Genomic DNA, 24,621 nt, shown 5'->3' with positions numbered 1-24,621 from the left:
GCTCCCGTGGGTGAGAGAGTCAGCACACCTGCTCCCGTGGGCGAGAAAGTCAGCACGCCTTGTCCCGTGGGTGGGAAAGTCAGCACACCTGCTGCCCGGGTAAGGGAGTCAGCACACCTGCTCCCGTGGGAGAGAAAGCCGGCACGCCTTGTCCCGTGGGTGGGAAAGTCAGCACACCTGGTCCCGTGGGCGAGAAAGCCGGCACGCCTGCTCCCCCGGGCGAGAAAGCCAGCGGCCTCGGCTGTGTGGACGGTTTCCGGCTGGGAGAATGCCGCGGGTGAGAGTGCTGTTGCTGGGCGGGACCACGGAGGCGCGGCGGCTGGCGGGGCTGGTGGCCGGGGAGTTCACCGTGGTCAGTTCGCTGGCGGGGCGGACCAGGGATCCGCTGCTGCCCGCGGGGGACGTACGGATCGGCGGGTTCGGTGGGGTGACGGGGCTCGCGGCGTACCTGCGGGAGACACGGATCGACGTGGTGGTCGATGCGACGCACCCGTTCGCGGCGACGATGAGCGAGCACGCGTTCGAGGCGTGCGCGGCGGTGGGCGTACCCCTGCTGGTCCTGCGGCGGCCAGGCTGGAGCGCCGGGCCGGGCGATGACTGGCACCGCGTCGCGTCGCTGGCGGAGGCGGCGGACCTGTTGCCGCAGCGGGGACGACGGGTGTTCCTGACCACCGGGCGGCAGGGCCTGGCAAGCTTCGCGGAACACGACGGCTGCTGGTTCCTGGCGCGGTCGGTGGAGCCGCCGGAAGCCCCGATGCCGCGGCGGATGGAGGTACTGCTCGATCGGGGCCCGTTCACCGTCGCGGGGGAACGGGAGCTGATCATCCGGCATCGCATCGACGTGCTCGTCACCAAGGACAGCGGCGGTTCCGGCGCCAAGCTGGTCGCGGCCCGTGAACTGGAGATCCCGGTCCTGATGGTGGATCGCCCGGCCGCTCCCGCCGCCGACACGGTGTCCACAGCGGACGACGCCGCGACGTGGCTTCGACAGCGGGGGCGCTGAAACACGACAGTCTCCGGGCTGCGCGACGGGGCGTGCGGTGCGACGCTCGGAACATGGCCGGCTCCGCCCTGTACGCCGAACTCGCCGCCGTCCGCACGACGGCCGCCGACGCGCTGGCCGGGATCGGCGCGGCGGGTGACACCGGTCAGGTGTGGGTCCGCTCGGCGTGCGCCCGGCTGGCCGCCTTCGACAGCACGCTCACCGAGGCCGCGGGTGTGCTCCCCGCGCCGGTTCGGGTGATCACGGTGTCGCTGGTGACGTTCCTGGTGGTGTTCGGGTCGGCGGCGCTCGCGGGGGCGACGGGTCTCGGTTCCGCCGGTGTCCTGGCCGTCACCGGAGCCGCGCTGCCGGCGGCACTCGGATTGTCGCTGTGGGCCGCGCGGCCCGTGAGATCCACAGTGGGCCGCCGGCGCCTGGCCCGCGCGGCCCGCTCACGGCCACCCACGTCCGTCCCGATTCCGGATGGTCCGGCATCGATGTCGCCGGCGCCATCGGGTGCCGAGGCGGATTCGGCCTCGCCGGCGGAACGGCTGACGACGGTGGCGGACGAGCTGTCCCGGGCCCGGGTGCGGCTGGTGTCGGCGGCCATGCGGCAGGCGGGATCGGCGAACTGGACGGTTCCCCGGCTGCGCCGGAGCCTGCGGACCGATCCGGTGGTGGGCCGTCTGGCCGCCGCTGATCAGCTTCTCTGCCAGGCCATCGACTGCGTCGAACGGCATCTCGACGACCTGCGCAAGGACCCGGCCTGATGGCCGCGCACCGGTACTCCCGGGCCTGGCGGTCGTGGGCGGCGGTGCGGGAGGATCCGTTCTCCGGCGAGACCGTGCCGCGGCCCGCCCGGATCGAGCGGGATCTCGATGCCGTGATCACCGACGCGCAAAGCCGGGACTGGGTGGCGGATCGACCGGATCGGGTGGGGTTCGCCCGGCTGGGTCAGGTGCGGCAGCACGTCCGTACGGCGGCGGGGCGGACCCGGGCGCCGGGGCTGATCGGCGATCCGGTCGGGGTGACCGCCGGGGTCGTGGCCGGCGCCGTGGTGGCGGTGGCACTGGTCTGGGCGGGCTGGCCGGCGGTGGCCCGGCCGCTGCCGCTGGCGGTGGCCGCCGTCGTGGCGGTTTGGGCGGCGCTGATCCCGGCGGCGGTGGTGCGGCGTCTGCGCCGCCGCTGGGACCACGACGATGCCGGCGGGCCGGCGCCGATCGACGACATCTACCGGTACACGGCCTTCCGCCGGCGGATCGAGGCGTGTGCGGCCACCGCTCGCGGTCGTCGGTCCTACCGCCGCCGGGCCGCCGCGATCGACCTCGAGTACGCCTTGGACTGGCTCTCCGCGGCCCGGAGCGAACTCCCCCGCCGCTGAGCCCGGGACCCGGCGACTCCCCCGCCACTGAACCCGGGACCCGGCGACTCCCCCGCCACTGAACCCGGGACCCGGCGGAAGTGAAGCGAGGTTCAGGTGGCGACTGACGGCAGCCGCCGCAGGCCGGGCCGCAGCCCTCGGCCGTTGTACGGCGGTGTCGCGGTGCTGATCCGTGAGGTGGCGCGGCGCCGGGGTGGCGGGTTCACCTCGATCCTCCGCGGGCCCTGTCACATTCCGGTGAGCCGTCTCGTCCCTGTTTCCGGACCCGCTCGGCGCCGACCGCGGCGGGGCTGACGGCATGCGAGTGGAGGAGAACCGAAGATGCGGATCGTCGTGGTGGGTGGAACCGGGCAGACCGGGCGGCTTCTGGTCGAGGCGTTGCGGGGGCGCGGTCACGAGGCGGTGCCGGCGTCGCCGTCGACCGGGATCGACGCGTTCAGCGGGGTGGGGCTCGAGGAGGCCCTCGCGGGCACGGACGTGGTGATCGACGTGACGAACCCGCCGTCGCGGGACGAGGCGGCGGCGACGGAGTTCTTCCGGGTCACGTCGGAGAACCTGACGGCGGTGGGCGGCAAGGCGGGCGTCCGGCACCACGTCGTGCTGTCGATCATCGGGCTGGAGCGGGCGTCGGATCTGGCCTACTACCGGGCGAAGCTGGCGCAGGAGGCGGCCGTCCGGGCCGGTGAGGTGCCGTACACGATCGTGCGGGCGGCGCAGTTCCTGGAGTTCCTCGGGGACCTGCTGCAGGCGAACACCGAGGGTGACGAGATCCGGCTGGGCCCGGTGCGGGTGCAACCGATCGCCCTGTCCGACCTGGTGTCGCATCTCGTCGAGATCGCCGAGGGCGACCCGGCGGGCGGGACGGTCGAGGCCGCCGGGCCGGAGGTACTGGCGATGGACGAGATCGGCCGCCGGCTGGCCGCGCCCGGGCAGCGGGTGAAGAGTGACGGCAAGCCGTTCTTCGGCGCCGACGTGCCGGTGGACGCGCTGGTCGCGGGCCCGTCGGCGCATCTGGGCCGGACCACTCTGTCCGCCTGGCTCGCCGCGAACGAGTCCTGACCGACGAACGGCCGCCCGGCCCGGGACAGAGACCCGGGCCGAACGGCCACCCGACGCGCGAGAAAGGCAGGCAGAGTGGCGGCCGGGCGCGGCAGAGAACCGGGCCGAACGGCCGCCCAACGCGCGAGAATCGCAGAGTGGCGGCCCGGCGCGCGAGAAACCCGGGCGAAGTGGCGGCCCGACGCGCGAGAAACCCGGGCCGCACAGCCGCCCCGCGCGGAAGAAACCCGGGCGGAGTCGCGGCCCGACGCGGAAAGATCCGGGCAGAGGGGGGCCCGGCGCGGAAGAGGCCCGGCGGGGCGGTCACCTGCCGGGGTGACCGTGTGGGCCGCTTCAGCCCGCCGGTCGCGGGTCGGTCCGGAGCGGGGTCCGCCTCGCGCGGTGGTCCGGGACGGTGGGGTCCGGCGGGGGCGGCCCCGAGCGTACGAAAAGAGATCAGATCTTGGTCTTGAAGGTGCTCCGGTAGCCCTGCGGCGTGGTGGACAACCGCTGGGTGAAATGGTGCCGCAGGTTCTGGGCGCTGCCGAATCCGGCCTTGGCGGCGACGGCGTCGATGCCGAGGTCGGTGTCCTCGAGGAGGCGGCGGGCCAGCAGGACGCGCTGGTTGGTGAGCCAGTCGTGCGGGGTGGCGCCGGTCTCGGCACGGAAGCGGCGGGCGAACGTGCGCGGGGCCATGTGTACCAGGTCGGACATGGTGTCGACGGTGTGTGCCCGGTCCAGGGTTTCCAGCACGTGGGTGAGCAGCGGCTGGAGGGTCTCGCAGGAGATCGACGGCATCGGTGTCTCGATGAACTGGGCCTGGCCGCCGTCGCGGTGGGGTGGCACGACCATGCGCCGGGCGATCTGGGCGGCGACGGCGGAGCCCTGCTCCTCGCGGATCAGGTGCAGGCCGGCGTCGATCCCGGCGGCGGTGCCGGCGCAGGTGAGGATGTTGTCGTCGACGACGTAGAGGACGCCGGGGTCGACCTTGGCTCGGGGGAACCGCTCGGCGAGGGCGTCGGTGTGCCGCCAGTGGGTGGTGCAGCGGCGGTCGTCGAGCAGCCCGGCGGCGCCGAGGGTGAACGCGCCGGTGCAGACGCTCATGATCCAGGCGCCGCGGGCGTGCGCCCGTTGCAGCACCTCGACGACCTCGGCGGGCGGGTCCTGGATGTCGTTGGGAGCGATGGCGATCAGGTCGGCGGTCTCGGCGGGGGTGAGGTCGTGGTCCGGCGTCATGCTGAACCCGGCGTGGGTGCGCACGGGGGCGCGGCCGACGCTGCAGACCGAGAACTCGTAGCCGGGCAGGCCCTCGGGGGTGCGGTCATAGCCGAACAGCTCGCAGAGGACGCCCAGCTCGAAGACTGCCACCTCGGGCAACGCGATCACAGCGACGCTTCTCAACATGTGGCCACCCTACCCGCAGGTTGGCAGTTTATTGAAGATGTATGGCATTCCTGCCACTGTTCCGGCGCACGGAACAGCGCGACAGTTGAGTCATGGAAATCGCACTGGTTGTCTTCTTCGTCCTACTATTGATCACTTCGATCGCCGGACTGCCCGCGGACAGCCGCGACAGCGCCGACTGGAAGCCCTCCGACAACGGACGCCGCGCGTGAGCGACGCCCGGCCACCGGGACTCCGCAGCCGGACCGCCCACGAACACCGGCCCGGCTGCGGAGAAGAGCATCGTAGGAACCCGGTGCGAGTCAGGCGGTGGCCAGGACCCGCACGCCCGCGCCGGCGCGGCGGGTGAACAGCACGCCGCAGACGGTCAGCGCGCTGGTCAGGCCGACGAGGGCGGACGCCCACACGGCCGGCTGACCCACCCCGAGGCCGTAGGCGAACCAGGAGGCGCACGCCGAGGCGGCGAGCGTCCAGCGCACCGGGGACAGCCCGGAGATGTCCTGGTCCCGGTCGCGCAGCAGGGCGAGCGGCTGCGGAATCGCCGAGACGAACGAGATGGCGGCCAGCACGGTGCCCAGCATCGCGGCCGCCCGCGGCCCGCTGACCTGCGGCAGGGCGGCGGACGCGGCGATCGCCGTCACGGCCAGCAGCACACCCGCGGCGGCGCCGACGCTCGCCAGCAGCGCCCGGCCGGACCGGACGGCGGGACGGGTCACCAGCAGCGCGATCAGGATGGCGACACCGGTCGACGCGCTGACCGCGTTCGTCACCACCTGGAAACGGTCACCGATCAGCAGCCCGTAGGTCACCCAGCCCAGCGGCATCGCCACGGCCAGCATGCAGGCGGTGGCCGACAGGCCGCCGGTGCGGCGGCGCACGCAGGACCGGTAGACCTGCGGCCAGGCGATGGACATGGACAGCGCGGCGCCGAGAAGGCCGAAGACGTGGGTAAGCATCGCCGGGCAGTTCGGCGCGGACCGGACGGCGCTGACCGCTCGCACCGGTCCCGCTACCGCCCGCACCACAAGAGCACCCGGGGGGTGACGCCACCCCGCTCACATTTGGCACAGTGGACGGATGCTGACCGACGTGGACCTGCCCGCGCCCGGACTGCTCTGGACACGCTGGGCGACGCTGAGCACCACGCACACCGCCATCGGCCGGCCCGGCACCTGGACGATCGACGAGTTCGGCGCCGCGCGGGACGACGAGGACGGGAGCTGGGCGCGGTTCGCGCTGCTCGACGGCCGGCGCGCGGTGCTCTACGGCCACCACCGGGAGCACAGCGCGACCACCGCGTCCGACCCGCCGCTCGATCTGCTCACCGGCGCCCCGGACTGGCTGCCGTGGGACGCGCTGGTTCCGCTCGCCGAGCGGGAGACACTCGGCTTCGTGATCTGGCACGAGAGCGGGCGCTGGTCCCGGGTGCGGTACCGGGACGGCCTGGCCGACGGGATGGCGGAGATGGCCGGGCCGCTGCTCACCACCGAGAACACGATCACCGCGCTGGCCCGGCTGGGCTCCCGGCCGGCCGCCGAGCGGTTGCTCGCCGCCGCGGTGCGCGCCCAGGTGTCCGCGGCCCACCTCACCGGCCTGCTCGGTGATCCGGTGCCGGAGCCGGAGGCGGCCCTGGCGGTCGCCGCCCGGGGCGGTCTGGCGCCGGGCAGCGCCGCGCCGCGGATCGAGCCGGGCCGGCGGCCGCCGATGCGCCGGGTGCGGCGGCTGAGCCAGGGTGAGCACGACCGGCTGGTCTGGTCGGCGATGCGGGACGCGCCCGAGTCGTCCCGGCCGGCTCCCCCGGCCACCGCCGAGCTGGACACCCTGATCTCCTGGTTGCAGGACCGGGCGCCGCACGGCGACGGGCGGTGCACGCTGCTGGCGTACGCCGACGCGACGAGTTTCAGCGCGCAGCCGGGCGCGAACCCACCCGCGGACCGGCCCGGCGAGGAGCGGTACGCCGCGTTCCGGCAGCTCACCGAGCTGGTCCGGGCGCTGCGCCGGGCCGAGTCGGATCCGCGGTACGGCAGGTGGCTGTTCCTGCGGGTGGAGACCAGCGCGACCGGCGTGCACGTGGAGCGGCGGTACGACTCGTGGCCGTCGTGGTGGCACGACGACGGCGTGTCCGGCCCGTGGCGCACCAACCTGCGGGAGGAGATGGACGCCCGGCTGCCCGCGTACCGGCCGTCCTGGGTGACGCTGCTCGACCCGGAGATCGCCTACCGTCCGCTGTGAGGGGCCGCGGTGATCCTCCGGGGCCCGGTCCGCCCGAATGAGCGGACCGGGGCCCGTCGCCGTCAGAAGGCGGTCAGCGTGATGCCGGCCGCGCGCGGGTCGCCGTCGTGCACCAGCGACTCCTGGTTCTGCACGTCGTCGAAGGCGAAGGCGTACGCCTTTCCGTCGACCATGGTGGCGTGGATGGCCTTGGCGTACGGGTTGGCCGGCCCGCCGGTGTAGAAGTCGGCGGCGGTCCCGCCCGGCTGCGTGTCGATCCGGCCCAGGGTGGTGCGCCACAGGGCCGCGCACAGGGTCCGGGCGATCGGCCCGACGACCTGGTCGTTCGGTGCGGCGAGCGCCCCGTCACAGCCCCAGACGTTCGCTGTGGACGGCCGGGTGAACGACGCCACGGTCCGGCCACCGGCGTCGGTGAAGTTCATCACCGTTCCGGAGGTGCGGCCGACGTACTTGACGTGCGGGCGGTCGCCGAAGGGCACGACGGTCAGATTCCTGGTGGTGTACGCGTTCCACGCGCTCGCGATGTACGAGTCGAGATGGTTCGCGCTCATCAGGCCGGCGTCGGCGGCCTTGCCGGGGGCCAGCACCCGCAGCACCGTCCCGTCGGCTCCGGTCACCACGCTCTTCGCGAAGTCGGGGTTCGCCCGGACCGCGTCGATCACCTTCTGCCGCCCGCCGGGGACGAGCTCACCGGTCCGGCTGGTGACGCCGCTGCCGCCGGTGACGCTGACGACGTGCGGCACCGCGAACATGTCCACCTGCGAGCTGTTCAGCCACAGCCCGGAGCCGTTGAGGGTGAACTCGCTCCAGTCGAACAGGATGTCCCGGTTGGGGTCGCCGCCCGCCCACGGCGCCGGCTGGACCAGGCCGCCGGCGGTGATCCGGAAGTCGAGCTTGCGGCCGAAGGAGAAGTAGATCCGGCCGGAGATGTTCTTCAGCACCTTGATCGTGGTGCTCGCGCCGTTCGCCGGGCCGGGGATGGACACGTCCGGGGCGGGCGCCGGAACCGATCCGCCTCCGGTCCACGGGGTGAAGGCGCCGCCCGCGTCGACGTAGCCGAGCTTGCCGGTCGCCAGGTTGACGCCGAGCACGTAGAGGTAGACCGGCCCGCTGCGGCCGCTCCGGTTGGTGACCGTGACCGGCAGCAGATCACCGGCCGGCGGCACGGCGGCGGCCGGAGTGTTCGGCGCGGCCGTGGTGGGGACGGTCGCCGTGGGGACCGTCGTGGTGGGGACCGTCGTGGTGGGGACGGTGCGGGTGGGAGCCGCCGTCGTGGGCGCGGTCGTCGCCGCCGGTCCTCCCCCGCAGGGGGCGCCGTTCAGCGTGCAGTTGATCGGCTGCGCGCCGGTGCCGACGAAGCCGAACGTCACGCTCGCCCCGACGCCGACGGTGCCGTTCCAGGAACGGTTGGTGAAGGTCCGGTGGCTGCCGGTGGCGACCATGTCGGCCTCCCAGAAGCTGCCGACCGTGCTGCCCGCCGGCAGGTCGAACTCGACCTTCCAGGACGTCATCGGGGACGCGCCCGAGTTGGTGATGGTCACCTCGTTCTGCCAGCCGGTGCCCCAGTCGGACACCGTGCGCACGCCGGCGGTGGGCGCGGCGGCGGAGGCGGGCAGGGCGATCCAGGCGGTGGCGAGCGCGGCGGCGGTGGCGGCCAGTATCAGGCTCCGTTTACGGCGCATGGGGGTGCGACCTCCAAAGGCAGGGGAACGCCGCCATCATCCGTCCTGTGAAACCGCTCTCCCAGAGGCTTTAAGGGTCCTTTAAGGTCTAAATCGCTGACGTATTCTCCCCATCACCGATAACAGTTTTTCCAGCCGGGGATGACGGAACCGGCCGGCTCCCCTGGCGGTAGGAGCCGGCCGGTGTGGCGCGCGGGATCAGGCGCGGGTGAAGCGGATGGCGCTCCAGGAGACGTTCGGCAGGGTCAGGGTGGCGGTGGAACCGTCGAGCGCCACCGAACCACCCGGGACCTCGCCGATCGGGCGCAGCACGACCCGCTCCGGGGCGTCCTTGGAGTTCTTGGCGTAGACGTCGTCGTCGGCGAGCGTCCACGCCTCGGCGACCGTCAGGCCGGCGCCGAACGCGCTCAGGTCCACACTGAACTCCACCGGGTTCGCCACGTCCCGGTTGACCGCGAACAGCGTCACGTCGCCGGTGGACGCGTCGTGGGTGGCGACCGCGTCGACGAGCGGGGCGGCGCCGTACTTCGCCGTCTCGTAGGTCGGGGTGTCGATGTGCACCCGCAGCACGTCGCCCTTGGCCAGGGCGGCCGTCTTGGCGAACGGGTGGAAGATGGTCTGCTTCCACGCCGGGCCGCCGGGCTCGGTCATGATCGGGGCGATCACGTTGACCAGCTGCGCCTGGCACGCCGCGGTGACCCGGTCGCTGTGCCGCAGCAGCGAGATCAGCAGGTTGCCCACGACCACCGCGTCGGCGACGTTGTACTGGTCCTCGATGACCGGCGGGGCGACCTTCCACTCCTCCGGCAGCGGCGCGTTCTGGAAGCGGGACAGGTACCAGACGTTCCACTCGTCGAACGACAGGTTGATCTTCTTGGTGCTCTTCAGCCGGGCGCCGACCGCGTCCGCGGTGGCCACGATGCTGTCGACGAAGAAGTCCATGTCGACCGCGGACGCCAGGAACGAGCCCAGGTCGCCGTCGTGCTCCTCGTAGTACGCGTGGCAGGAGACGTAGTCGACCAGGTCGTACGCGTGCTCCAGCACCGTCGACTCCCAGGTGCCGAACGTCGGCATCGACGAGGACGAGCTGCCGCAGGCGACCAGTTCCAGGTCCGGTTCGGCCTGGCGCAGCGCCCGGGCCGTGCCGGCCGCGAGGAGCCCGTACTCCTCCGGAGTCTTGTGCCCGGTCTGCCAGGGCCCGTCCAGTTCGTTGCCGAGACACCAGAGCTTGATGCCGTACGGCTTCTCCGCCCCGTTGGCCCGCCGCTGCTCACTGAGCGCGGTGCCCTCCGGGTGGTTGACGTACTCGTGGACGTCGAGCGCCTCCTGCACACCGCGGGTGCCGAGGTTGACCGCGTACATGATCTCGACCTCGGCCTTCTCCGCCCACTTGGCGAACTCGTCGATGCCGACCTCGTTGGTCTCGATGCTGCGCCAGGCCAGGTCCCGGCGGCGTGGCCGCTGCTCACGCGGGCCGACGCCGTCCTCCCAGCGGTAACCGGAGACGAAGTTGCCGCCCGGGTAGCGGACCATCGTGACACCGAGTTCGCGGGCGAGCGCCAGCACGTCGGTACGGAAGCCGTCCTCGTCGGCGAGCGGGTGACCCGGCTCGTAGATTCCGGTGTAGACGCAGCGGCCCATGTGCTCGACGAACGAGCCGAAGGTCCGGCGGCTGACCGGCGCCACGACGGCGGCCGGGTTCAATGCGACACGCGCACGGAGCATTGTTGTGTCCTTTTAACCGAGAAGAAGAGGAGATGCGCTGGCTTACTTGACGGCACCGATGGTGAGACCACCGCGCCAGTACCGCTGCAGCATCAGGAAGGCGGCGATCAGGGGGACGATCGCCATCAGCGCGCCGGTCACGATCACGCTGAAGGTGGCCGCGCCGCCGTTGCCCATGATCGCGGACATGTACCAGCTCCGCAGACCGACGGTGAGCGGGTAGAGCTGGTCGTCGCTGAGCATCACCAGCGGCAGGAAGAAGTTGTTCCAGGACGCGACGATGCCGAACAGCAGGACGGTGACCAGGGCCGGCTTCATCGCGGGCAGCGCCACGCTGGTGAAGACCCGCAGCTCGCCGGCGCCGTCGATGCGGGCCGCCTCGAGCATCTCCTCGGGAATCGAGTCGTGCACGTACACCCGCAGCAGGTAGACGCCGAACGGGTTGAGCAGCGACGGCAGGATCACCGCCCAGATCGTGTCGACCAGGTTCGCCTGCGACATCAGCAGGTAGGTCGGCAGCACCAGCGCCGTGGCCGGCACCATGATCAGGCCGAGGAGCAGCGAGAACAGGGCGTTGCGGCCGGGGAAGCGCAACTTCGCGAAGGCGTAGCCGGCCAGCGCCGCGACGACCGTCGAGCCGACACCGCTGACCACCGCGTAGAAGGCCGAGTTGCGCACCCAGGTCAGGTAGACCCCGTTGTCCTGGCTGAACAGCGCCTTCAGGTTGTCGATCAGGTGGAAGTCGGAGAACCAGAGCGACGCGGAGTCGAAGAGACCCTGGTTGTCCTTGGTCGCGGCGACCAGCAGCCACCAGAACGGCAGCAGGAAGTAGATCGCCATCAGCCCCATGACGACGTGGGCCGCGACGCTGCCCTTCTTCAAGCTCATCGCAGCGCGCTCCTCTTCCGGGTCGCGAACAGGAAGATGTACGACCCGATGAAGACCACCGCTCCGAGCAGGAACGAGATCGCCGCCGAGTAGTTGTACTGCTGGAACGAGAACGCCTGGTTGTAGGCGTACACGTTGGGGGTGTAGTGCTGGGTGATCGCGCCGGGGTTGAGCGGCTGGAGGATCAGCGGCTCGGTGAAGAACTGGAGCGTGCCCATGATGGTGAAGAGCGTCGCCAGGATCAGCGCCGACGAGATCATCGGCGTCTTGATCCGCAGCGCGATCTGGACCTCGCTCGCGCCGTCGATGCGCGCGGACTCGTAGGTCTCCCGCGGCAGCCCCTGGAGGGCCGCGTACAGGACGATCATGTTGTAGCCGGCCCACTGCCAGGTGGTGATGTTGCCCAGGGACGCCAGCACCGTGTCGCCGGAGACGAAGTCGATGCCCAGCCCGGACAGCGGGCCGATGCTGTCGCTGTAGAGGAAGCCCCACATCAGCGTGCCGATGACCACGGGCACGGCGTACGGCACGAAGGCGGCCAGCCGGAAGAACCGGGAGAACCGGGAGGTCGTGGCGTCGATCAGCAGGGCCGCGACGAGCGCGATCCCGATCATCACCGGAGTCTGGACCAGCCCGAAGATCAGGACCCGGACCACGCCCTCACGGACCAGCGGGTCGGAGAACGCCTGCTGGTAGTTGTCGAAGAACGCGAAGACCTCACCCTCGAGCAGGGTGGACCGGTACAGGCTGATCTTGAATGCGTAGCCCATCGGCAGCAGCAGGAAGGCGATCAGCAGGATCGTGAAGGGCAGGGCGAACAGCCAGCCGGTGGCCGCTTCCTTCACCTTCGCCGACCGCCGGGTGCCGGGTGCGGCCGAGGGGCCCGCGGCCGCCGGAGCGGCCGCGGGGGGAGTCTGGACCTCGGTCATTACTGAACCTTGAAGCCCTGCTGGGTGGCGTAGTTCTTGACGTTCTCCTGCGCGGTGTCCAGCGCGGCCGTCCAGGAGGTCTTCTTCTCGATCGCCTGGTTCAGGTTCGTGGTCAGCTGGTTGAAGTTGTAGCTGTTGAACGGGCTCCAGGCCAGTTCACCGATCTGGTTGTACGCCGGGACGAAGACCTCGTTGACCTTCTGGCCGCCGAAGAAGTCGTACTGCTTGTTCTTGAAGGTGTCCGACTCCAGCACCGGGGTGGCGGTCGGGAACAGGAACGCCTTGTCGATGCCGATCTTCCAGGCCTCGGTGTTCTTCGCGCCGAAGAGCTCCATCGCGACCTTGGCGGCGACGTCCGGGTACTTGGCCTGGTCGGTCACCGCGAACGAGGAGCCACCCCAGTCGCCCTGCTTGTTCTCGCCGGCGGCCCACTGCGGCAGCGGCGCGACCTTCCACTTGCCGGACGAGCCGGCCGCGTTGGCCTGGATGTAGCCGGGGCCCCAGCCGGCCGCGATGTAGGTCGCGTACTTCTCGGTGTTGAGGCCGTTGTAGAAGTCCGTGGTGTGGAACGCCGTGGTGTCGGCGAGACCGCCGTTGACCAGGCCCTCCCAGTACTCCAGAACCTTCTTGGCCTCGGCGTTGTTGACGTTCACGCCGATGCTGGACGGGTTCGCGAGGTCGTAGGCGTACGGCTTGGCGCCGGCCTGCCAGAAGAGGCCGGTCATGAAGCCGCCGTCGTTGGCGCCGAAGTCGGTGATGAAGGACTTGCCACCGGAGGCGGCCTTCAGCTTCTCGGCCTGCGCCTTGTACTCGTCCCAGGTGGTCGGGACGGTCAGGTTGTACTTCTTGAAGATGTCCTCGCGGTACATCATCGCCATCGGGCCGGCGTCGACCGGGATCGCGTAGACCTGGTCACCGGAGCTGACCTGCTTCCAGGCCCAGTCGACGTAGTCGCCCTTGACGTCGTTGGCGCCGTGCTTGCCGAGGTCGACCAGGTGCTTGGTGAGCGCGAAGGTGGGGATCTCCTGGAGCTCGAGCTGCACCACGTCGGGCGCGCCCTTGCCGGCCTTCAGCGCGGTCTGGAGCTTGGTGTACTGGTCCTGGCCGGTGCCCGCGTTCGTCCACTCGATCTTCACGTCGGTGTGGGTCGCGTTGTACTGGTCGACGACGGCCTTGAACTCCGGGTACCACGCCCAGACCTTGACGGTGACCGGGCCGTCCGGCTTCTCCGCGGCCTTCTCGCCACCGCTGCTGCAGGCGGTCAGCGCGAGCGCCGAGGCAGCGACCGCCGCCACAACCGATCGCCGACTGACCCGTCGTGCACTAAGCTTGCTGATGTTCACTGGGTCCTCACAGACAAGTAGATTCGTTTCTAGTGGGGGATGCGTATCCAGTTGATCAGTTCTGAGCCGGTTCAGGGCTCAGAGAGCCGGCCTCCGGTGCTGGCACACCGGGGGTCGGCCATACAGGCCGGACCTCGCCGCCAAACAGTTCTCTCGGTCCGTCGGACGGTGTTGCTACGCTTTTGCAGCGCTGCAAAGCAAAGCATGCACGGACGCCTTAACGACGGCAAGGGGTAACCTGCCGGAAACTTGGAGCGGGCAGAGGGGGGCACCTTGCGTCGAGAAGTAACTCTGCGTGACGTCGCTGAGTTGGCTGGCGTATCCAGCCGGACGGTCTCCAACGTGGTCAACGGCTACGCCAATGTCACGGAACGTACGAGAGAGCGCGTTCAACGCGCGGTGGAAGAGCTCGGATACCGACCGAACGTACTCGCGCGCAACCTCGCGCAGGGCCGATCCGGTCAGATCGCGGTCGTCGTGCCCTACCTGGACACCCCGTACTTCTCCGAGTTGTTGCAGAGCGTGATCCGGGCGGCGCGGGTCGGCGGCTATAACGTTTTGATCGACCAGACCGACGGCGACCCGGAGCACGAGCGGGCCTTCATCGCCGACGGCTCGCGCCGGTTGCTCTTCGACGGCGTCATCTTCAGCCCGCTCGGCCTCGACCAGCAGGCCCTCACCGACCGGGACCCGACGCTCCCGCTGGTGATCCTCGGCGAGCGCAGCAGCGACGGCTTCTTCGACCACGTCGGCATCGACGACGTGGCCGCCTCCCGCCAGGCCACCGAGCACCTGCTCGACATGGGCCGGCAACGGATCGCCGCGATAGGCGACCAGCCGTACGCCACCGGTGAGGCGGCGCAACGGCGCACCCGCGGTTTCTGCGACGCGCACAAGGGCCGGGGCCTCACCCCGCAGGAGGATCTGATCATCCAGACGCCGCGGTTCAACCGGATCGACGGCGCGCAGGCCATGAACCATCTGCTCGACCTGCCGGAGCCGCCGGACGCGGTGTTCTGCTACTCCGACCTGGTGGCGCTCGGCGCGATCCGCAGCATCGTGTCCCGCGGCCTGCGGATCCCCGAGGACATCGCGGTGATCGGGTACGACGACATCGAGGACGGCTCCTACTCCAACCCGACGGTCACCACGATCTCGCCGGACAAGGAGTGGATCGCCACCACCGCTGTCGAACGGCTGCTGCTGCGCATCGCCAGCGACACCCCGCCGCCCGGTCTGGAGCTGCGGGCGCCGCACCGGCTGATCGTCCGGGAGAGCACGGCGGGACGTACGCCGGACGCCCGGTGACCGTGGTGGTCACCGGGCGCCGCGGCACCGGCGGGGGCTAGCCGGCCGTCATGGTGAACGCGGTGACCTCGCTGGTCTCCTCAGCGCCGACCAGGTAGGAAGCGGCTCGCACGGTCTGTTCGTCCGCCCAGGCGAGCGAGGTCGCCCAGGACGCCTGCGTGGTGCCCATCTCCGGCTCGGGCCGGCGGGTGATCACCGTGCCGTCGGCGACCCTGATCACGGCGACGCTGCTCAGCAGACCCGCCGAGGCGTCCTCGTGCTGGTAGGCGACCGCCAGCTTGGAGCCGTCCGGGGAGAGCCGCATCGCGTTCACGGCGACGCACTTCGAGCCGTGCAGCGACAGTGCGGCGACACGCCGGCTGGTGGCGATGTCGTAGACGCTCGGCTTGCACTCGTCGTTCATCCCGGCGACCACGAGCCGGTCGCCGGCCAGGTCCGACATCCGCAGCGAGCCGAAGACCTGCTCGAAGCCGAGCGCCGCCTTCTTCACGACGATCCTCTCCGCGCCGGTGGCGAGGTCGTGCTCGGCCAGGCCCGCCGGGCGCCACAGATACGCCGTGGTCGCCGTCGAGGTCACCAGGGTCACCGGCTCGCCCTTGCGGCGGATGTTCCGCTGGACCGAGACCGTGCCGTCGGAGTCCACACCCACCAGGCGGTACTCCAGCCCGCTCACGTTCGGGCCGTCGGTGCGCTCGACCCCCGGCGTGGTGTCGTGGCTGCCGAATGCGACGAGACTGCCGTCCGGCAACACCACCACGGCCTTCTCCCAGTTCCGCGAGCCGGCGACCGGGTGACCCCGCAACTCGCCGCCGGGCAGGAGCTCACCGATCCGCTTGTCGCCGCCGAGGACGACGGTCCTACCGTCGCTCCCGCGGTAGGAGCCGGCCGCCGCGTCCAGAATCAGCGGCTGGGCCGGGTCCCGCCGTGTGGGCGCCGTGCTCGGTGACGGCTCCGCGCTACGGGCCGGGCCGGTGGCGGCCGGGGTGACGACCGGGGCGGTGGGCCGCCGCCAGGCCGCCGCCCCGGCGGCCGCCGCGCCCAGCACCGCCACCACCGCGGCGGCGCACACGAGCGCCTGCCGGTTGCGGCGACGGCGGACCCGGCGATGGATGTCAGCGAGGTCGCCCGGATATCCCCGTGCGGCTCCCGCCGCCACCCGGACCGCCTCGCTCACGTTCTGCGGAATCCTCTCCATGGCTCAGTCCTCGCTGTTCAGCTCGTGCCGGAGGGCGGCCAGACCGCGGGAGAGCCGGCTCTTCACCGTGCCCTCGCTGATTCGCAGGGCCGTGGCCGTCTCGGCGGTGGACAGATCCAGCAGCACCCGGCAGGTGATCACGGCCCGCTGCGGCTCGGGCAGCTTGGCGAGCGCGTCCCGGGCCGCCATCGAGCCGTCCGGCGCTCGCAGGTGCGGGTGGGCGGCCTCGTCGGCCGGCGGGCTCTCCCGGCGGACCTTGCGCCACCACGAGGTGGCCCAGTTGAGCGCGACCCGGAAGACCCAGCCGGCCGGGTTCTCCAGACGGCTGACCGTGGACCAGCGGGCGTAGGCCCGGGACATCGCCTCGGCCACCGCCTCGGCGGCCAGGTCGTCACGGCGCAGGGTCACCACGAGCGCGCGGTAGACCCGGTCGGCGTTCGCCCGGTAGAAGGCCTCGAAACCGTCCTCTTCCACCGGTGCCGCCACGTCCGGGCTCAGCGCTGTCCGTACCGCCATGACCGATACACGCGGGAGACCGCCGATCGGTTCCCTAATGATCCGGGGATTTCTCCTCGGGAGTGACCAGGCCGGCCTTCTCGTCGCGGTCCGCCCACTCCAGCAGGGTGTCCAGCGAGTACGCGTGGTCGTCGATGGTGGCGTGCAGATCACCGAGGGCGGCGAAGCGCGCGGGCACCGTACGGATGGTGAAGTCTCTGGGGTCCAGATCTCCGATCTCGTCCCAGGTGACCGGGGTGGAGACGGTGGCCGTGGGCACGCCGCGGACCGAGTAGGCGCTGGCGATGGTGTGGTCCCGGGCGTTCTGGTTGTAGTCGATGAACAGCGAGGTGGGGTCGCGGTCCTTGCGCCACCAGGTGGTCGTCACGTCGGCCGGGGCACGCCGCTCCACCTCGCGGGCGAAGGCGAGCGCGGCCCGGCGTACCTCCGAGAAGCCCCACTGCGGCGTGATCCGCACGTAGACGTGCAGACCCTTGCCGCCGGAGGTCTTGGGGTGACCGGTCATGCCCAGCTCACCGAGGACCTCGCGGACCACCGGGGCGACCCGCTGGACCGTGCCGAACGGGCAGTCCGGCATCGGGTCCAGGTCGATGCGCCACTCGTCGGGCCGCTCGGTGTCGGCCCGCCGGGAGTTCCACGGATGGAACTCCACGGTGGACATCTGCACGGCCCAGATCACGTCGGCCGGTTTGGTCACGCACAGCTCGTCGGCGTGCCGGTTGTAACGCGGGAACTTCACCCGGACCGTCTCCAGCCAGGGCGGAGCGCCGTTGGGCACCCGCTTCTGATGCACCTTCTCCCCCGCGAGGCCGTCCGGGAAGCGGTGCAGCATGCACGGGCGCTCGCGCAGTGCCCGGACGATCCCGTCGCTCACCGCCAGGTAATACTCGACCAGGTCGAGCTTGGTGGCGCCGAGCTCCGGGAAGTAGATCCGGTCCGGGTTGGAGACCCGCACGTCGTGGTCGCCGACTTCGATGATCGTGGCTTTACCGGACATGCCCTTCAAGTTAGCCCAGCCAGGCGTCGTCCATGTCCCGAAGCAAGGTGTCACCGGAGTCCAGAAGATCCAGCAGAGGCCCGATCCGGGGCAGCTCGTGGGTGACGAAGTACCGCGCGGCCAGGCGTTTGCCCTCGTAGAAGTCGCCCTCCTTGCCCTCGGCGGCGCTCCACTGCTCCAGCCACATCCAGGCGATCACCAGGTGGCCGACGGCGTCGAGGTAGGCGGTGGCGTTGACGAGCGCGGTCTCCGCGTTCCCGGCGGCCCACAGTTTGGCGGTGGTCGCCTCCACACGCGCGGCCGCCTCGATCACGGCGTCACCCAGTTCCGGAACCAGGCCCGCGCGAGAGCGGATCCGGCCCAGCAGCAGGCCCAGGCCCGCGCCGCCCTTCTGCGTGACCTTGCGGCCGAGCAGGTCGAGGGCCTGGATGCCGTCGGTGCCCTCGTGGATCGAGTTGAGCCGGTTGTCCCGATAGAACTGCTCGACGGGATATTCCCGGGTGTAGCCGTAGCCGCCGTGGATCTGGATGGCGTGGTCGTCGGCGAGACGGCACCACTGCGACGGCCAGGCCTTCACGATCGGGGTGAGCGTGTCGAGGAGCAGGTCGTTCTCCGGGGAGGGCTCGTCCAGCAGCTTCGCCGCATAGAGGATCAGAGCCAGACCCCCTTCGACGTACGACTTCGAGCTCAGCAGCATCCGCCGGACATCCGGATGCCGCACGATCGCGACCGGGGGCGCCGTGGGGTTCTTGTCCCCGACCGGGCGGCCCTGCAGGCGTTCCCGCGCGTAGTCGAGCGCGTGCAGATAGCCCGTGTAGCCGAGGGCCACCGCGCCCGCGCCGACGCCGATCCGGGCCTCGTTCATCATGTGGAACATGTACTGAAGGCCGCGGCCCTCCTCGCCGACCAGCTCGGCCGCCGCGTCCTCGAAGGCGAGCACGGTGTTGGTGGTGCCCCGGTAACCCATCTTGTGGTTCAGCCCGGCCAGGACGACACCGTTGCGCTCGCCGGTCTCCAGGTCCTTCTTCGGCACGATGAACAGCGACAGGCCCTTGACGCCGGCGGGCGCGCCCTCCACCCGGGCCAGCACCAGGTGGATGATGTTCTCGCTCAGCTCGTGGTCGCCACCGGAGATCCACATCTTGCCGCCGGTGACCCGGTAGGTGCCGTCGGGCTGCTTGGCGGCCCTGGTCGTCACGTCGCTGAGCGAGGATCCGGCCTGCGGCTCGGACAGGCACATGGTGCCGGTGAAGCGGCCCTCCAGCATCGGCAGCACGTACCGCTGGATCTGCTCGTCGGTGCCGTGGGCGACCAGCAGGTGGGCGTTGCCCGAGGTGAGCATGGCGTACGCCGAGGTGCCGGTGTTGGCGGCCTGGAACCAGAGGAAGCAGGCCCGCTGCACCACGTGCGGCAGCTGCAGGCCGCCGAGCTCGGCGGGGAACCCGGCGGCGGGCAGGCCGGACTCGGCGAAGACCTTCAGCGCCCGGCTCACCTCCGGGATGATCGTGACCTTCTCCCCGTCGAAGGTCGGCTCGTTGAGGTCGCCGGCCCGGTTGTGCGGGGCGAAATCGCGCTCGGCGATCTGCTGCGACACGTCGAGAAACGCGTCGAACGTCTCCCGGGAGTGCTCGGCGAACCGCTCGCGGGCGGTTAGCGCCTCCGCGTCGAGCCATTCGTAGAGCAGGAATTCCAGGTCACGCCGGGAGAGCACCTTGGACACCGCGGTCACCACCGTTTCGAGAGAAACTTACTGCACCCAGTGTGCACGAAGTTTAGTCCCCCGCGCGATGCCTGCCGACCCGGATCGCGCCGGCCGGCATCCGGCCGGTGTGCTTGGTCTCGTACATCGCGTGGTCCGCGGCGCGCAGGGCCTCGTCCGGGTCGGCGGCGGCCGGGGCCAGATGGACGCCGACGCTGGCGCCGATCGCGATCTCGTGACCGTCGATCCGGAAGGGGAGTTCGAGGACATACCGTACGCGGCCGCTCATGTTCTCGGCGTCCTCCGGTGTCAGCACCCCCGGCATCAGGATCACGAACTCGTCGCCGCCGACCCGGGCCAGCACGTCATCGGCCCGTACGCAGGCGCTGAGCCGGTCCGCCACCTGGCGCAGCAACTCGTCGCCGACCTCGTGCCCGTGCACGTCGTTGACCGGTTTGAACCCGTCCAGGTCGACGAAGAGCACCGCGACCGCGTCCGCGGTCAGCGTCGAGTTGAGCTTGTCCTGCATCCGCCGGCGATTGGGCAGGCCGGTCAGCGGGTCGTGCTGGGCCTCGTGCTCCAGCCGCTCCTGGAAGGCGCGGTTCTCCGAGACGTCCCGGGCGTTGATCACGATGCCGTTCAGCGCCGGGTTCTGCATCTGGTTGGAGGCGGTGAAGTCGAACCAGCGGTACTCGCCACTCGCCGTCCGGACCCGGCACTGCAGGCGCAGCACCGCGGACGGGTCGGCGAGGAGCGTGCCCAGCCGCCCCCGCATCTGCGGCTCGTCCTCCGGGTGCAGCACGTCGAACACACTGTGCCCGGCCAGCGAACCCGGCTCGAAGCCGAGCACCGAGGTGGTGCTGGGACTGCTGAAGATGATCCGGCCGGTGCTGTCCAGCACCGACACCAGGTCCGGGGCGTGCTGGAAGAGGGCCTGGAACCGCTGGTCGGCGCGGCGCCGCTGGATCTGCTGGCGGTACCCGAGCGCGATGATGCCGGCCACGCCGATCACCAGCATCGACAGCAGGGTGATGTTCAACGTCTGGCTCTTGCTGTAGACCGCGCCGTCGAACTCCTTCTTGGTCTGCGTCCGCACGTAGTACCAGCCGCTGGGCGTCTTGTCGAAGACCACCGCGACCATCGCGGTGCCGTCCTCGTCGTACTGGATGAAGGAGGACTTCTCCGAGTCGGTCTCGAACGTCTCCTTCGGCGCGAAGACGCTCCGGCTGATGGTCGAGCCGACCCGGGACCGGACGCTGGCCGCGCCGATCCGGCCGGTGGCGTCGACGATCGTCGTCTCGTGGAGGTCGCTCTTGAGCTCACCGATGTAACCCTGCAGCGAGGTCCGGGCGACCTGGTTCAGCCCGATCAGGTACCCGGCGGCGGTGGGAATCGGCACGGCGACCGCCGCCACATAGGACTCCGGATCCGCCGCGTCCCCGCCCTCCACCAGCATGATGTCCGAGAAACCGGCCCCACCGCCGCGGACCTGCGCCCACATCCGCCGCCAGCCGGCGTCACCGGTGGACGGCAGGCCGGACGGCCGGCTCGCGAGCACCCGCGCGCCGGTGGCGTCCGCCACCATCAGGCCGTAGGTGAAGGTGCTCGACTTCCTCGCGGCCGTGCTCAGCAGGTCGGGAAGCCTCGCCGGGCCCGCTCCCGGGCCGGCGAACTGCGCGGCGATCCGGCCCAGCTCGACCGCGGAGTAGGTCTGGAGCTGGGCGGTGAGTGTGCCGTTGTTGTCGCCGAGCGCGGTCGTGTCATTCCGGTGCACCCTCTCGACCGCCTGCACGGCCGACCGGTTCACCAGAATGCCGACGACCCCGGCGCAGGCCAGCAGTAAGACGCTGACCAGCACCGCGATCCAGTTGCGCAGCCGCATGGCGTTCCTCCTCATGCTGCCCATCGGCAGCGGCGCACCGGAGTGAAAGAACCCCGGAGGACAAAACCAGGGGGAACCCGGAGGTAAATAGGGCGGCGTTCGGGGCCATCGACCCACGATGATGGAGGGGCCACGTACCGGGGTGGATACATCACCCCGCGTACGTCCCGGCCCGACGAACGGAGCACCGGATGCGCAGACAGGTGGTGGCGTCACCGCCCGGGTGGCTGACGCCGCTCCGTGGGCGGATCCCCTCGCCGCGTCGCTCCTCCGAACGGATTCCCGCCCCCACGACCGACCGCCCGGTCCGCCGCCACATCGTCCGGTCCGGTCTGAGCCTCACCGGGGCCGCCTTCGCCGCCGCCTTCTACTGCCTCTCCTTCACCCCGTCCCTGCTGCCACGCGCCTGGCTGCTGCAGGGCGTGGTCGCCGGGATCACCGCCGCGATGGGGTACGCGCTCGGTGCCACCCTCGGCGCGCTGGCCCGCCGGTGGCGGGGCCCGATGCGGGCCCGGACCGCGCGGTACGGCTGGGTCGCCCTGGCCGCGCTCGTGCCGGTGCTGTTCGCGGTCTTCCTGTGGCTCGGCACCCGGTGGCAGCGTGACCTGCGGACGCGGCTGGGGATGCCGCCCGTCCCGGAGATCGACATCCTCCGCACCGTCGGCGTCAGCCTGCTCACCTTCGGCATGCTGCTGCTGCTCGCCCGGCTGCTGCGGCTGGCCACCCGCGGCTGCGCGCTGCTGCTCCAGCGGTTCTTCCCGACCGCCGCCGCCTACTGCGCCGGCACCCTGGTCGTGGCCGTGCTCGCCTACGGCGCCTTCGACGGCCTGTTGGTGGCGAACCTGTTCGCGATGGCCGACCGCTCGGCCGCCGTGGAGAACAGCGGCACCGCCAACGGGGTGACCGTCCCGTCCTCGGCGCTGCGCTCCGGCGGCCCGCAGTCCCTGATCACCTGGGACTCGCTGGGCCGCCAGGGCCGGGCCTTCGTCACCAACGCGCCGACGGTGGAGGAGCTCACCGGATTCGCCGGGCGTCAGGCGGTCGAGCCGATCCGCGTCTACGCCGGCCTGACCTCGGCGGACTCCCTGGCCGAGCGGGCCCGGCTGGTGGTCCGCGAGATGGACCGGACCGGGGCCTTCGACCGGTCGGTGGTGGCCGTGGTGACCCCGACCGGCACCGGCTGGGTGGATTACAAGGTCACCCGCGCCCTGGAGTACATGTACGCCGGGGACACCGCCCTGGTCTCCATGCAGTACTCGTACCTGCCGAGCTTCTTCGCCTTCGTCGGCGACCGCTCCGAGGTGGTGAACGCGGCCGACGCCCTGATCGGCGCCGTGCGGGAGCGCTGGGCGGCCATGCCGGCCGGCGAGCGGCCACGGCTGCTGCTGTTCGGCGAGAGCCTCGGGACGTACGGGATGGAGACCACCTTCGGCACCCCCGAGGGCCTGGTCGACGGGGCGGACGGGGCGCTGCTGCTCGGGCCCACCTTCGCCAACCCGGCACACCGGGAGCTGACCGACGGGCGGACCGCCGGCAGCCCGATCTGGGATCCGCAGTACCCCGCTCTGCCGATCGAGTTCGCCGACGACGCGGCCGAGCTGCGCGATCCGACCGGCCCCCGGCCCAAGGTGGTGTACCTGCAGAACGCGACCGACCCGGTGGTCTGGTGGAGCTGGGACCTGCTCTGGCAGAAACCGCAGTGGCTGACCGGGAGACGGGCCGCCGACGTCACCCCCGACATGCACTGGTACCCCGGGATCACGTTCTGGCAGATCACCTGTGACCTGGTCTTCTCCACCAAGGTGCCGACCGGGCACGGGCACGTCTACAAGTCCGAGACCGTCGACGGGTGGGCCGCCATCGCACCCCCGCCCGGCTGGACCACCGCCGACAGCATCCGCCTCCGGAAGCTGTTGGACCGCTAGGCCCGTCACATCACCCGGTTCGGGTGATACCCGCCGTCACCTCTTCCGCGTTGAGATTCCAGGAGGACTGCGGAAGGGGGCCGGATGGGTGATCCGCGGAGCGGGTTCTCCCGCGTGCCCGGACGACGGCGACGGCCGATCGTGCAGGGCGTCGCGGGCATGCTCGCCGCCGTCGTGATCCTCGGCGGCGGCCTGCTGGCCGGCCGCCTGCTCCTGGACGAGGACGAACCCGGCACGCCGGCGCCGGCACCCTCCCCCAGCCCATCGAGATCCACCGCTTGACACGGTAGTTTCCCGGCATGACGCTCCATCGAAAAACGTCCATCGCGGTGCTCGCCCTCGTCCTGCTCGCGACCACCGGGTTCACCACCGGCCACGGCTCGTCCTGGCAGCTCACCGACACCGGTTCCACCGCACGGTTCCGGGGGCTCGCGCCGGTCAGCGCGACGGTCGCCTGGGCGGCCGGATCCGCGGGGACCGTGCTGCGCACCGTCGACGGCGGGCGGACCTGGGCCCCGGTCGGGCCACCGGAGGCGGCCGCGCTGGAGTTCCGGGACATCGAGGCGTTCAGCGCCCGGCACGCGGTCGCCCTGACCATCGGCAACGGCCCCGACTCCCGCATCTACACCACCACCGACGGCGGCGCCACCTGGACCGAGGCGTTCCGCAACGACGACCCGGCGGCCTTCTACGACTGCGTGACGTTCCTCGACCGGCGCCACGGCCTGGCCCTGTCCGACCCGGTCGGCGGGCGATTCCGGATCCTGGCGACCCGGGACGGCGGGCGCACCTGGCAGGTCCGGCCCACCACCGGCATGCCGGACGCGCTGCCCGGCGAGTTCGCCTTCGCCGCCAGCGGGACCTGCCTGGTCTCGGCCGGGCGGCACGCCTGGTTCGCCACCGGCGGCGGCGCCACCGCCCGGGTGTTCGCCTCCCGTGACGGCGGCTGGACCTGGACCGTCACCGGGACACCGGTGCCGAGCGGGGCCAGCGCCGGAATCTACTCGCTGGCGTTCCGGGACCCGCGGCACGGGATCGCGGTCGGCGGCGACTACGTCACGCCCGGCACGGCGCCGGACGCGGCCGCGGTGAGCCGGGACGGCGGACGGCACTGGACCGTGGCGAAGCGGGAGCCGGGCGAATACCGCTCCGGGGTGGCGTGGCGCAGCCGCCACACCGCCCTCGCCGTCGGGCCGACCGGCAGCGACGTCTCCTACGACGGCGGCGTCACCTGGCGGCGCTTCGACACCGGCAGTTTCGACGCGGTCGCCTGCACCTCGTCCGGCGCCTGCTGGGCCTCCGGCGAGAAGGGCCGGATCGCCCGCCTGCGATAGTCGCCTGCGGGCTGCCGGCACGCTTCGACGGTCGCCTGCCGGGCCGTCGGCACGGAGCCCAGCCAGCAGAAAGCCCCGCCGGCACAGAGCCCGCCCACCCAGGGGGCTCCCCCGCTGACAGTGTGGCAGGAAACGTGGTTGTCGGTGAGTCGGGCTGTGGA

21 protein-coding genes are annotated in these 24,621 nt (G+C 71.3%); 9 read left to right on the top strand and 12 right to left on the bottom strand.

The genetic code is table 11. From position 1 onward, the window contains the following. The first annotated feature begins 268 nt into the window (after positions 1-268). The 4 genes from Aut01nite_RS39825 to Aut01nite_RS39810 all read left to right on the top strand — a co-directional run bounded on the left by Aut01nite_RS39825 (position 269) and on the right by Aut01nite_RS39810 (position 3,422). Complete coding sequence (locus Aut01nite_RS39825; RefSeq protein WP_083999175.1) at positions 269-1,003, top strand: cobalt-precorrin-6A reductase; 735 nt, start codon at positions 269-271, stop codon at positions 1,001-1,003. Positions 1,004-1,056: 53 nt separating this feature from the next. Then, positions 1,057-1,752, top strand: a complete 696-nt coding sequence (locus tag Aut01nite_RS39820; RefSeq protein WP_043526487.1) for a hypothetical protein — start codon at positions 1,057-1,059, stop codon at positions 1,750-1,752. After that, on the top strand, positions 1,752-2,363 hold the full coding sequence (locus Aut01nite_RS39815) for a hypothetical protein (protein ID WP_043526485.1): 612 nt from the start codon (positions 1,752-1,754) through the stop codon (positions 2,361-2,363). Before Aut01nite_RS39820 ends, Aut01nite_RS39815 begins: the two co-directional genes overlap by 1 nt. Before the next feature lie 321 nt (positions 2,364-2,684). Further along, positions 2,685-3,422 (top strand): SDR family oxidoreductase, encoded by a 738-nt coding sequence (locus tag Aut01nite_RS39810; protein ID WP_043526483.1) that lies wholly within the window; start codon positions 2,685-2,687, stop codon positions 3,420-3,422. A 435-nt stretch (positions 3,423-3,857) separates the two neighbouring features. On the opposite strand, the gene Aut01nite_RS39805 is transcribed toward Aut01nite_RS39810, so the two are convergent. Then, complete coding sequence (locus Aut01nite_RS39805) at positions 3,858-4,805, bottom strand: GlxA family transcriptional regulator (RefSeq protein WP_204037911.1); 948 nt, start codon at positions 4,803-4,805, stop codon at positions 3,858-3,860. A gap of 302 nt (positions 4,806-5,107) precedes the next feature. Then, a complete protein-coding gene (locus Aut01nite_RS39800) occupies positions 5,108-5,761 on the bottom strand; it encodes a SemiSWEET transporter (RefSeq protein WP_043526479.1) in 654 nt (217 codons plus the stop codon). Between the two features lie 121 nt (positions 5,762-5,882). Here Aut01nite_RS39800 and Aut01nite_RS39795 point away from each other — a divergent pair, with 121 nt between their 5' ends. Next, positions 5,883-7,037 (top strand): hypothetical protein, encoded by a 1,155-nt coding sequence (locus Aut01nite_RS39795; protein WP_043526477.1) that lies wholly within the window; start codon positions 5,883-5,885, stop codon positions 7,035-7,037. A gap of 62 nt (positions 7,038-7,099) precedes the next feature. On the opposite strand, the gene Aut01nite_RS39790 is transcribed toward Aut01nite_RS39795, so the two are convergent. The 5 genes from Aut01nite_RS39790 to Aut01nite_RS39770 all read right to left on the bottom strand — a co-directional run bounded on the left by Aut01nite_RS39790 (position 7,100) and on the right by Aut01nite_RS39770 (position 13,556). After that, a complete protein-coding gene (locus Aut01nite_RS39790; RefSeq protein ID WP_052163882.1) occupies positions 7,100-8,719 on the bottom strand; it encodes a beta-1,3-glucanase family protein in 1,620 nt (539 codons plus the stop codon). Positions 8,720-8,917: 198 nt separating this feature from the next. Next, entirely contained in the window at positions 8,918-10,444 is a 1,527-nt protein-coding gene (gene arfA / locus Aut01nite_RS39785) for an arabinosylfuranosidase ArfA (RefSeq protein ID WP_043526475.1), read from the bottom strand. Between the two features lie 42 nt (positions 10,445-10,486). Beyond that, a complete protein-coding gene (locus tag Aut01nite_RS39780) occupies positions 10,487-11,332 on the bottom strand; it encodes a carbohydrate ABC transporter permease (protein WP_043526473.1) in 846 nt (281 codons plus the stop codon). Beyond that, entirely contained in the window at positions 11,329-12,261 is a 933-nt protein-coding gene (locus tag Aut01nite_RS39775; RefSeq protein WP_043526471.1) for a carbohydrate ABC transporter permease, read from the bottom strand. The genes Aut01nite_RS39780 and Aut01nite_RS39775 overlap by 4 nt, the downstream gene beginning before the upstream one ends. After that, on the bottom strand, positions 12,261-13,556 hold the full coding sequence (locus Aut01nite_RS39770; protein ID WP_043526469.1) for an ABC transporter substrate-binding protein: 1,296 nt from the start codon (positions 13,554-13,556) through the stop codon (positions 12,261-12,263). The genes Aut01nite_RS39775 and Aut01nite_RS39770 overlap by 1 nt, the downstream gene beginning before the upstream one ends. Before the next feature lie 321 nt (positions 13,557-13,877). Here Aut01nite_RS39770 and Aut01nite_RS39765 point away from each other — a divergent pair, with 321 nt between their 5' ends. Beyond that, complete coding sequence (locus Aut01nite_RS39765; protein ID WP_043526468.1) at positions 13,878-14,912, top strand: LacI family DNA-binding transcriptional regulator; 1,035 nt, start codon at positions 13,878-13,880, stop codon at positions 14,910-14,912. 37 nt (positions 14,913-14,949) lie between these two features. Here the strand turns inward: Aut01nite_RS39765 and Aut01nite_RS39760 are convergent, their stop codons facing one another. The 5 genes from Aut01nite_RS39760 to Aut01nite_RS39740 are packed head-to-tail and all read right to left on the bottom strand — an operon-like array spanning position 14,950 to position 21,201. Beyond that, positions 14,950-16,107 (bottom strand): WD40 repeat domain-containing protein, encoded by a 1,158-nt coding sequence (locus Aut01nite_RS39760; protein WP_043526466.1) that lies wholly within the window; start codon positions 16,105-16,107, stop codon positions 14,950-14,952. A 3-nt stretch (positions 16,108-16,110) separates the two neighbouring features. Further along, positions 16,111-16,623, bottom strand: a complete 513-nt coding sequence (locus Aut01nite_RS39755) for an RNA polymerase sigma factor (RefSeq protein WP_052163881.1) — start codon at positions 16,621-16,623, stop codon at positions 16,111-16,113. Between the two features lie 34 nt (positions 16,624-16,657). Beyond that, a complete protein-coding gene (ligD, locus tag Aut01nite_RS39750) occupies positions 16,658-17,620 on the bottom strand; it encodes a non-homologous end-joining DNA ligase (protein ID WP_043526464.1) in 963 nt (320 codons plus the stop codon). A 10-nt stretch (positions 17,621-17,630) separates the two neighbouring features. Continuing rightward, positions 17,631-19,349 (bottom strand): acyl-CoA dehydrogenase, encoded by a 1,719-nt coding sequence (locus Aut01nite_RS39745; RefSeq protein WP_043526462.1) that lies wholly within the window; start codon positions 19,347-19,349, stop codon positions 17,631-17,633. 43 nt (positions 19,350-19,392) lie between these two features. Beyond that, entirely contained in the window at positions 19,393-21,201 is a 1,809-nt protein-coding gene (locus Aut01nite_RS39740) for a diguanylate cyclase domain-containing protein (protein WP_043526461.1), read from the bottom strand. A 191-nt stretch (positions 21,202-21,392) separates the two neighbouring features. Here Aut01nite_RS39740 and Aut01nite_RS39735 point away from each other — a divergent pair, with 191 nt between their 5' ends. From Aut01nite_RS39735 to Aut01nite_RS39725, 3 genes are all read left to right on the top strand, one after another. After that, entirely contained in the window at positions 21,393-23,126 is a 1,734-nt protein-coding gene (locus Aut01nite_RS39735) for an alpha/beta hydrolase (RefSeq protein ID WP_043526459.1), read from the top strand. 84 nt (positions 23,127-23,210) lie between these two features. Next, positions 23,211-23,408 (top strand): hypothetical protein, encoded by a 198-nt coding sequence (locus Aut01nite_RS39730; protein ID WP_043526457.1) that lies wholly within the window; start codon positions 23,211-23,213, stop codon positions 23,406-23,408. 17 nt (positions 23,409-23,425) lie between these two features. Beyond that, positions 23,426-24,460, top strand: a complete 1,035-nt coding sequence (locus tag Aut01nite_RS39725; RefSeq protein ID WP_043526455.1) for a WD40/YVTN/BNR-like repeat-containing protein — start codon at positions 23,426-23,428, stop codon at positions 24,458-24,460. Positions 24,461-24,621 lie beyond the last annotated feature (161 nt).

It is taken from the genome of Actinoplanes utahensis, from assembly GCF_016862455.1.
Lineage (GTDB): Bacteria > Actinomycetota > Actinomycetes > Mycobacteriales > Micromonosporaceae > Actinoplanes > Actinoplanes utahensis.
Note: the sequence above shows the minus strand (reverse complement) of the source record. Positions and strands in the feature narration are given on the sequence as shown.

Bases quoted from the DNA above. Each gene is read 5' to 3' on its own strand.
- Aut01nite_RS39825 (WP_083999175.1), top strand. From the start codon at position 269: ATGCCGCGGGTGAGAGTGCTGTTGCTGGGCGGGACCACGGAGGCGCGG.
- Aut01nite_RS39820 (WP_043526487.1), top strand. From the start codon at position 1,057: ATGGCCGGCTCCGCCCTGTACGCCGAACTCGCCGCCGTCCGCACGACG.
- Aut01nite_RS39815 (WP_043526485.1), top strand. From the start codon at position 1,752: ATGGCCGCGCACCGGTACTCCCGGGCCTGGCGGTCGTGGGCGGCGGTG.
- Aut01nite_RS39810 (WP_043526483.1), top strand. From the start codon at position 2,685: ATGCGGATCGTCGTGGTGGGTGGAACCGGGCAGACCGGGCGGCTTCTG.
- Aut01nite_RS39805 (WP_204037911.1), bottom strand. From the start codon at position 4,805: ATGTTGAGAAGCGTCGCTGTGATCGCGTTGCCCGAGGTGGCAGTCTTC.
- Aut01nite_RS39800 (WP_043526479.1), bottom strand. From the start codon at position 5,761: ATGCTTACCCACGTCTTCGGCCTTCTCGGCGCCGCGCTGTCCATGTCC.
- Aut01nite_RS39795 (WP_043526477.1), top strand. From the start codon at position 5,883: ATGCTGACCGACGTGGACCTGCCCGCGCCCGGACTGCTCTGGACACGC.
- Aut01nite_RS39790 (WP_052163882.1), bottom strand. From the start codon at position 8,719: ATGCGCCGTAAACGGAGCCTGATACTGGCCGCCACCGCCGCCGCGCTC.
- arfA (WP_043526475.1), bottom strand. From the start codon at position 10,444: ATGCTCCGTGCGCGTGTCGCATTGAACCCGGCCGCCGTCGTGGCGCCG.
- Aut01nite_RS39780 (WP_043526473.1), bottom strand. From the start codon at position 11,332: ATGAGCTTGAAGAAGGGCAGCGTCGCGGCCCACGTCGTCATGGGGCTG.
- Aut01nite_RS39775 (WP_043526471.1), bottom strand. From the start codon at position 12,261: ATGACCGAGGTCCAGACTCCCCCCGCGGCCGCTCCGGCGGCCGCGGGC.
- Aut01nite_RS39760 (WP_043526466.1), bottom strand. From the start codon at position 16,107: ATGGAGAGGATTCCGCAGAACGTGAGCGAGGCGGTCCGGGTGGCGGCG.
- Aut01nite_RS39755 (WP_052163881.1), bottom strand. From the start codon at position 16,623: ATGGCGGTACGGACAGCGCTGAGCCCGGACGTGGCGGCACCGGTGGAA.
- ligD (WP_043526464.1), bottom strand. From the start codon at position 17,620: ATGTCCGGTAAAGCCACGATCATCGAAGTCGGCGACCACGACGTGCGG.
- Aut01nite_RS39740 (WP_043526461.1), bottom strand. From the start codon at position 21,201: ATGCGGCTGCGCAACTGGATCGCGGTGCTGGTCAGCGTCTTACTGCTG.
- Aut01nite_RS39735 (WP_043526459.1), top strand. From the start codon at position 21,393: ATGCGCAGACAGGTGGTGGCGTCACCGCCCGGGTGGCTGACGCCGCTC.
- Aut01nite_RS39730 (WP_043526457.1), top strand. From the start codon at position 23,211: ATGGGTGATCCGCGGAGCGGGTTCTCCCGCGTGCCCGGACGACGGCGA.
- Aut01nite_RS39725 (WP_043526455.1), top strand. From the start codon at position 23,426: ATGACGCTCCATCGAAAAACGTCCATCGCGGTGCTCGCCCTCGTCCTG.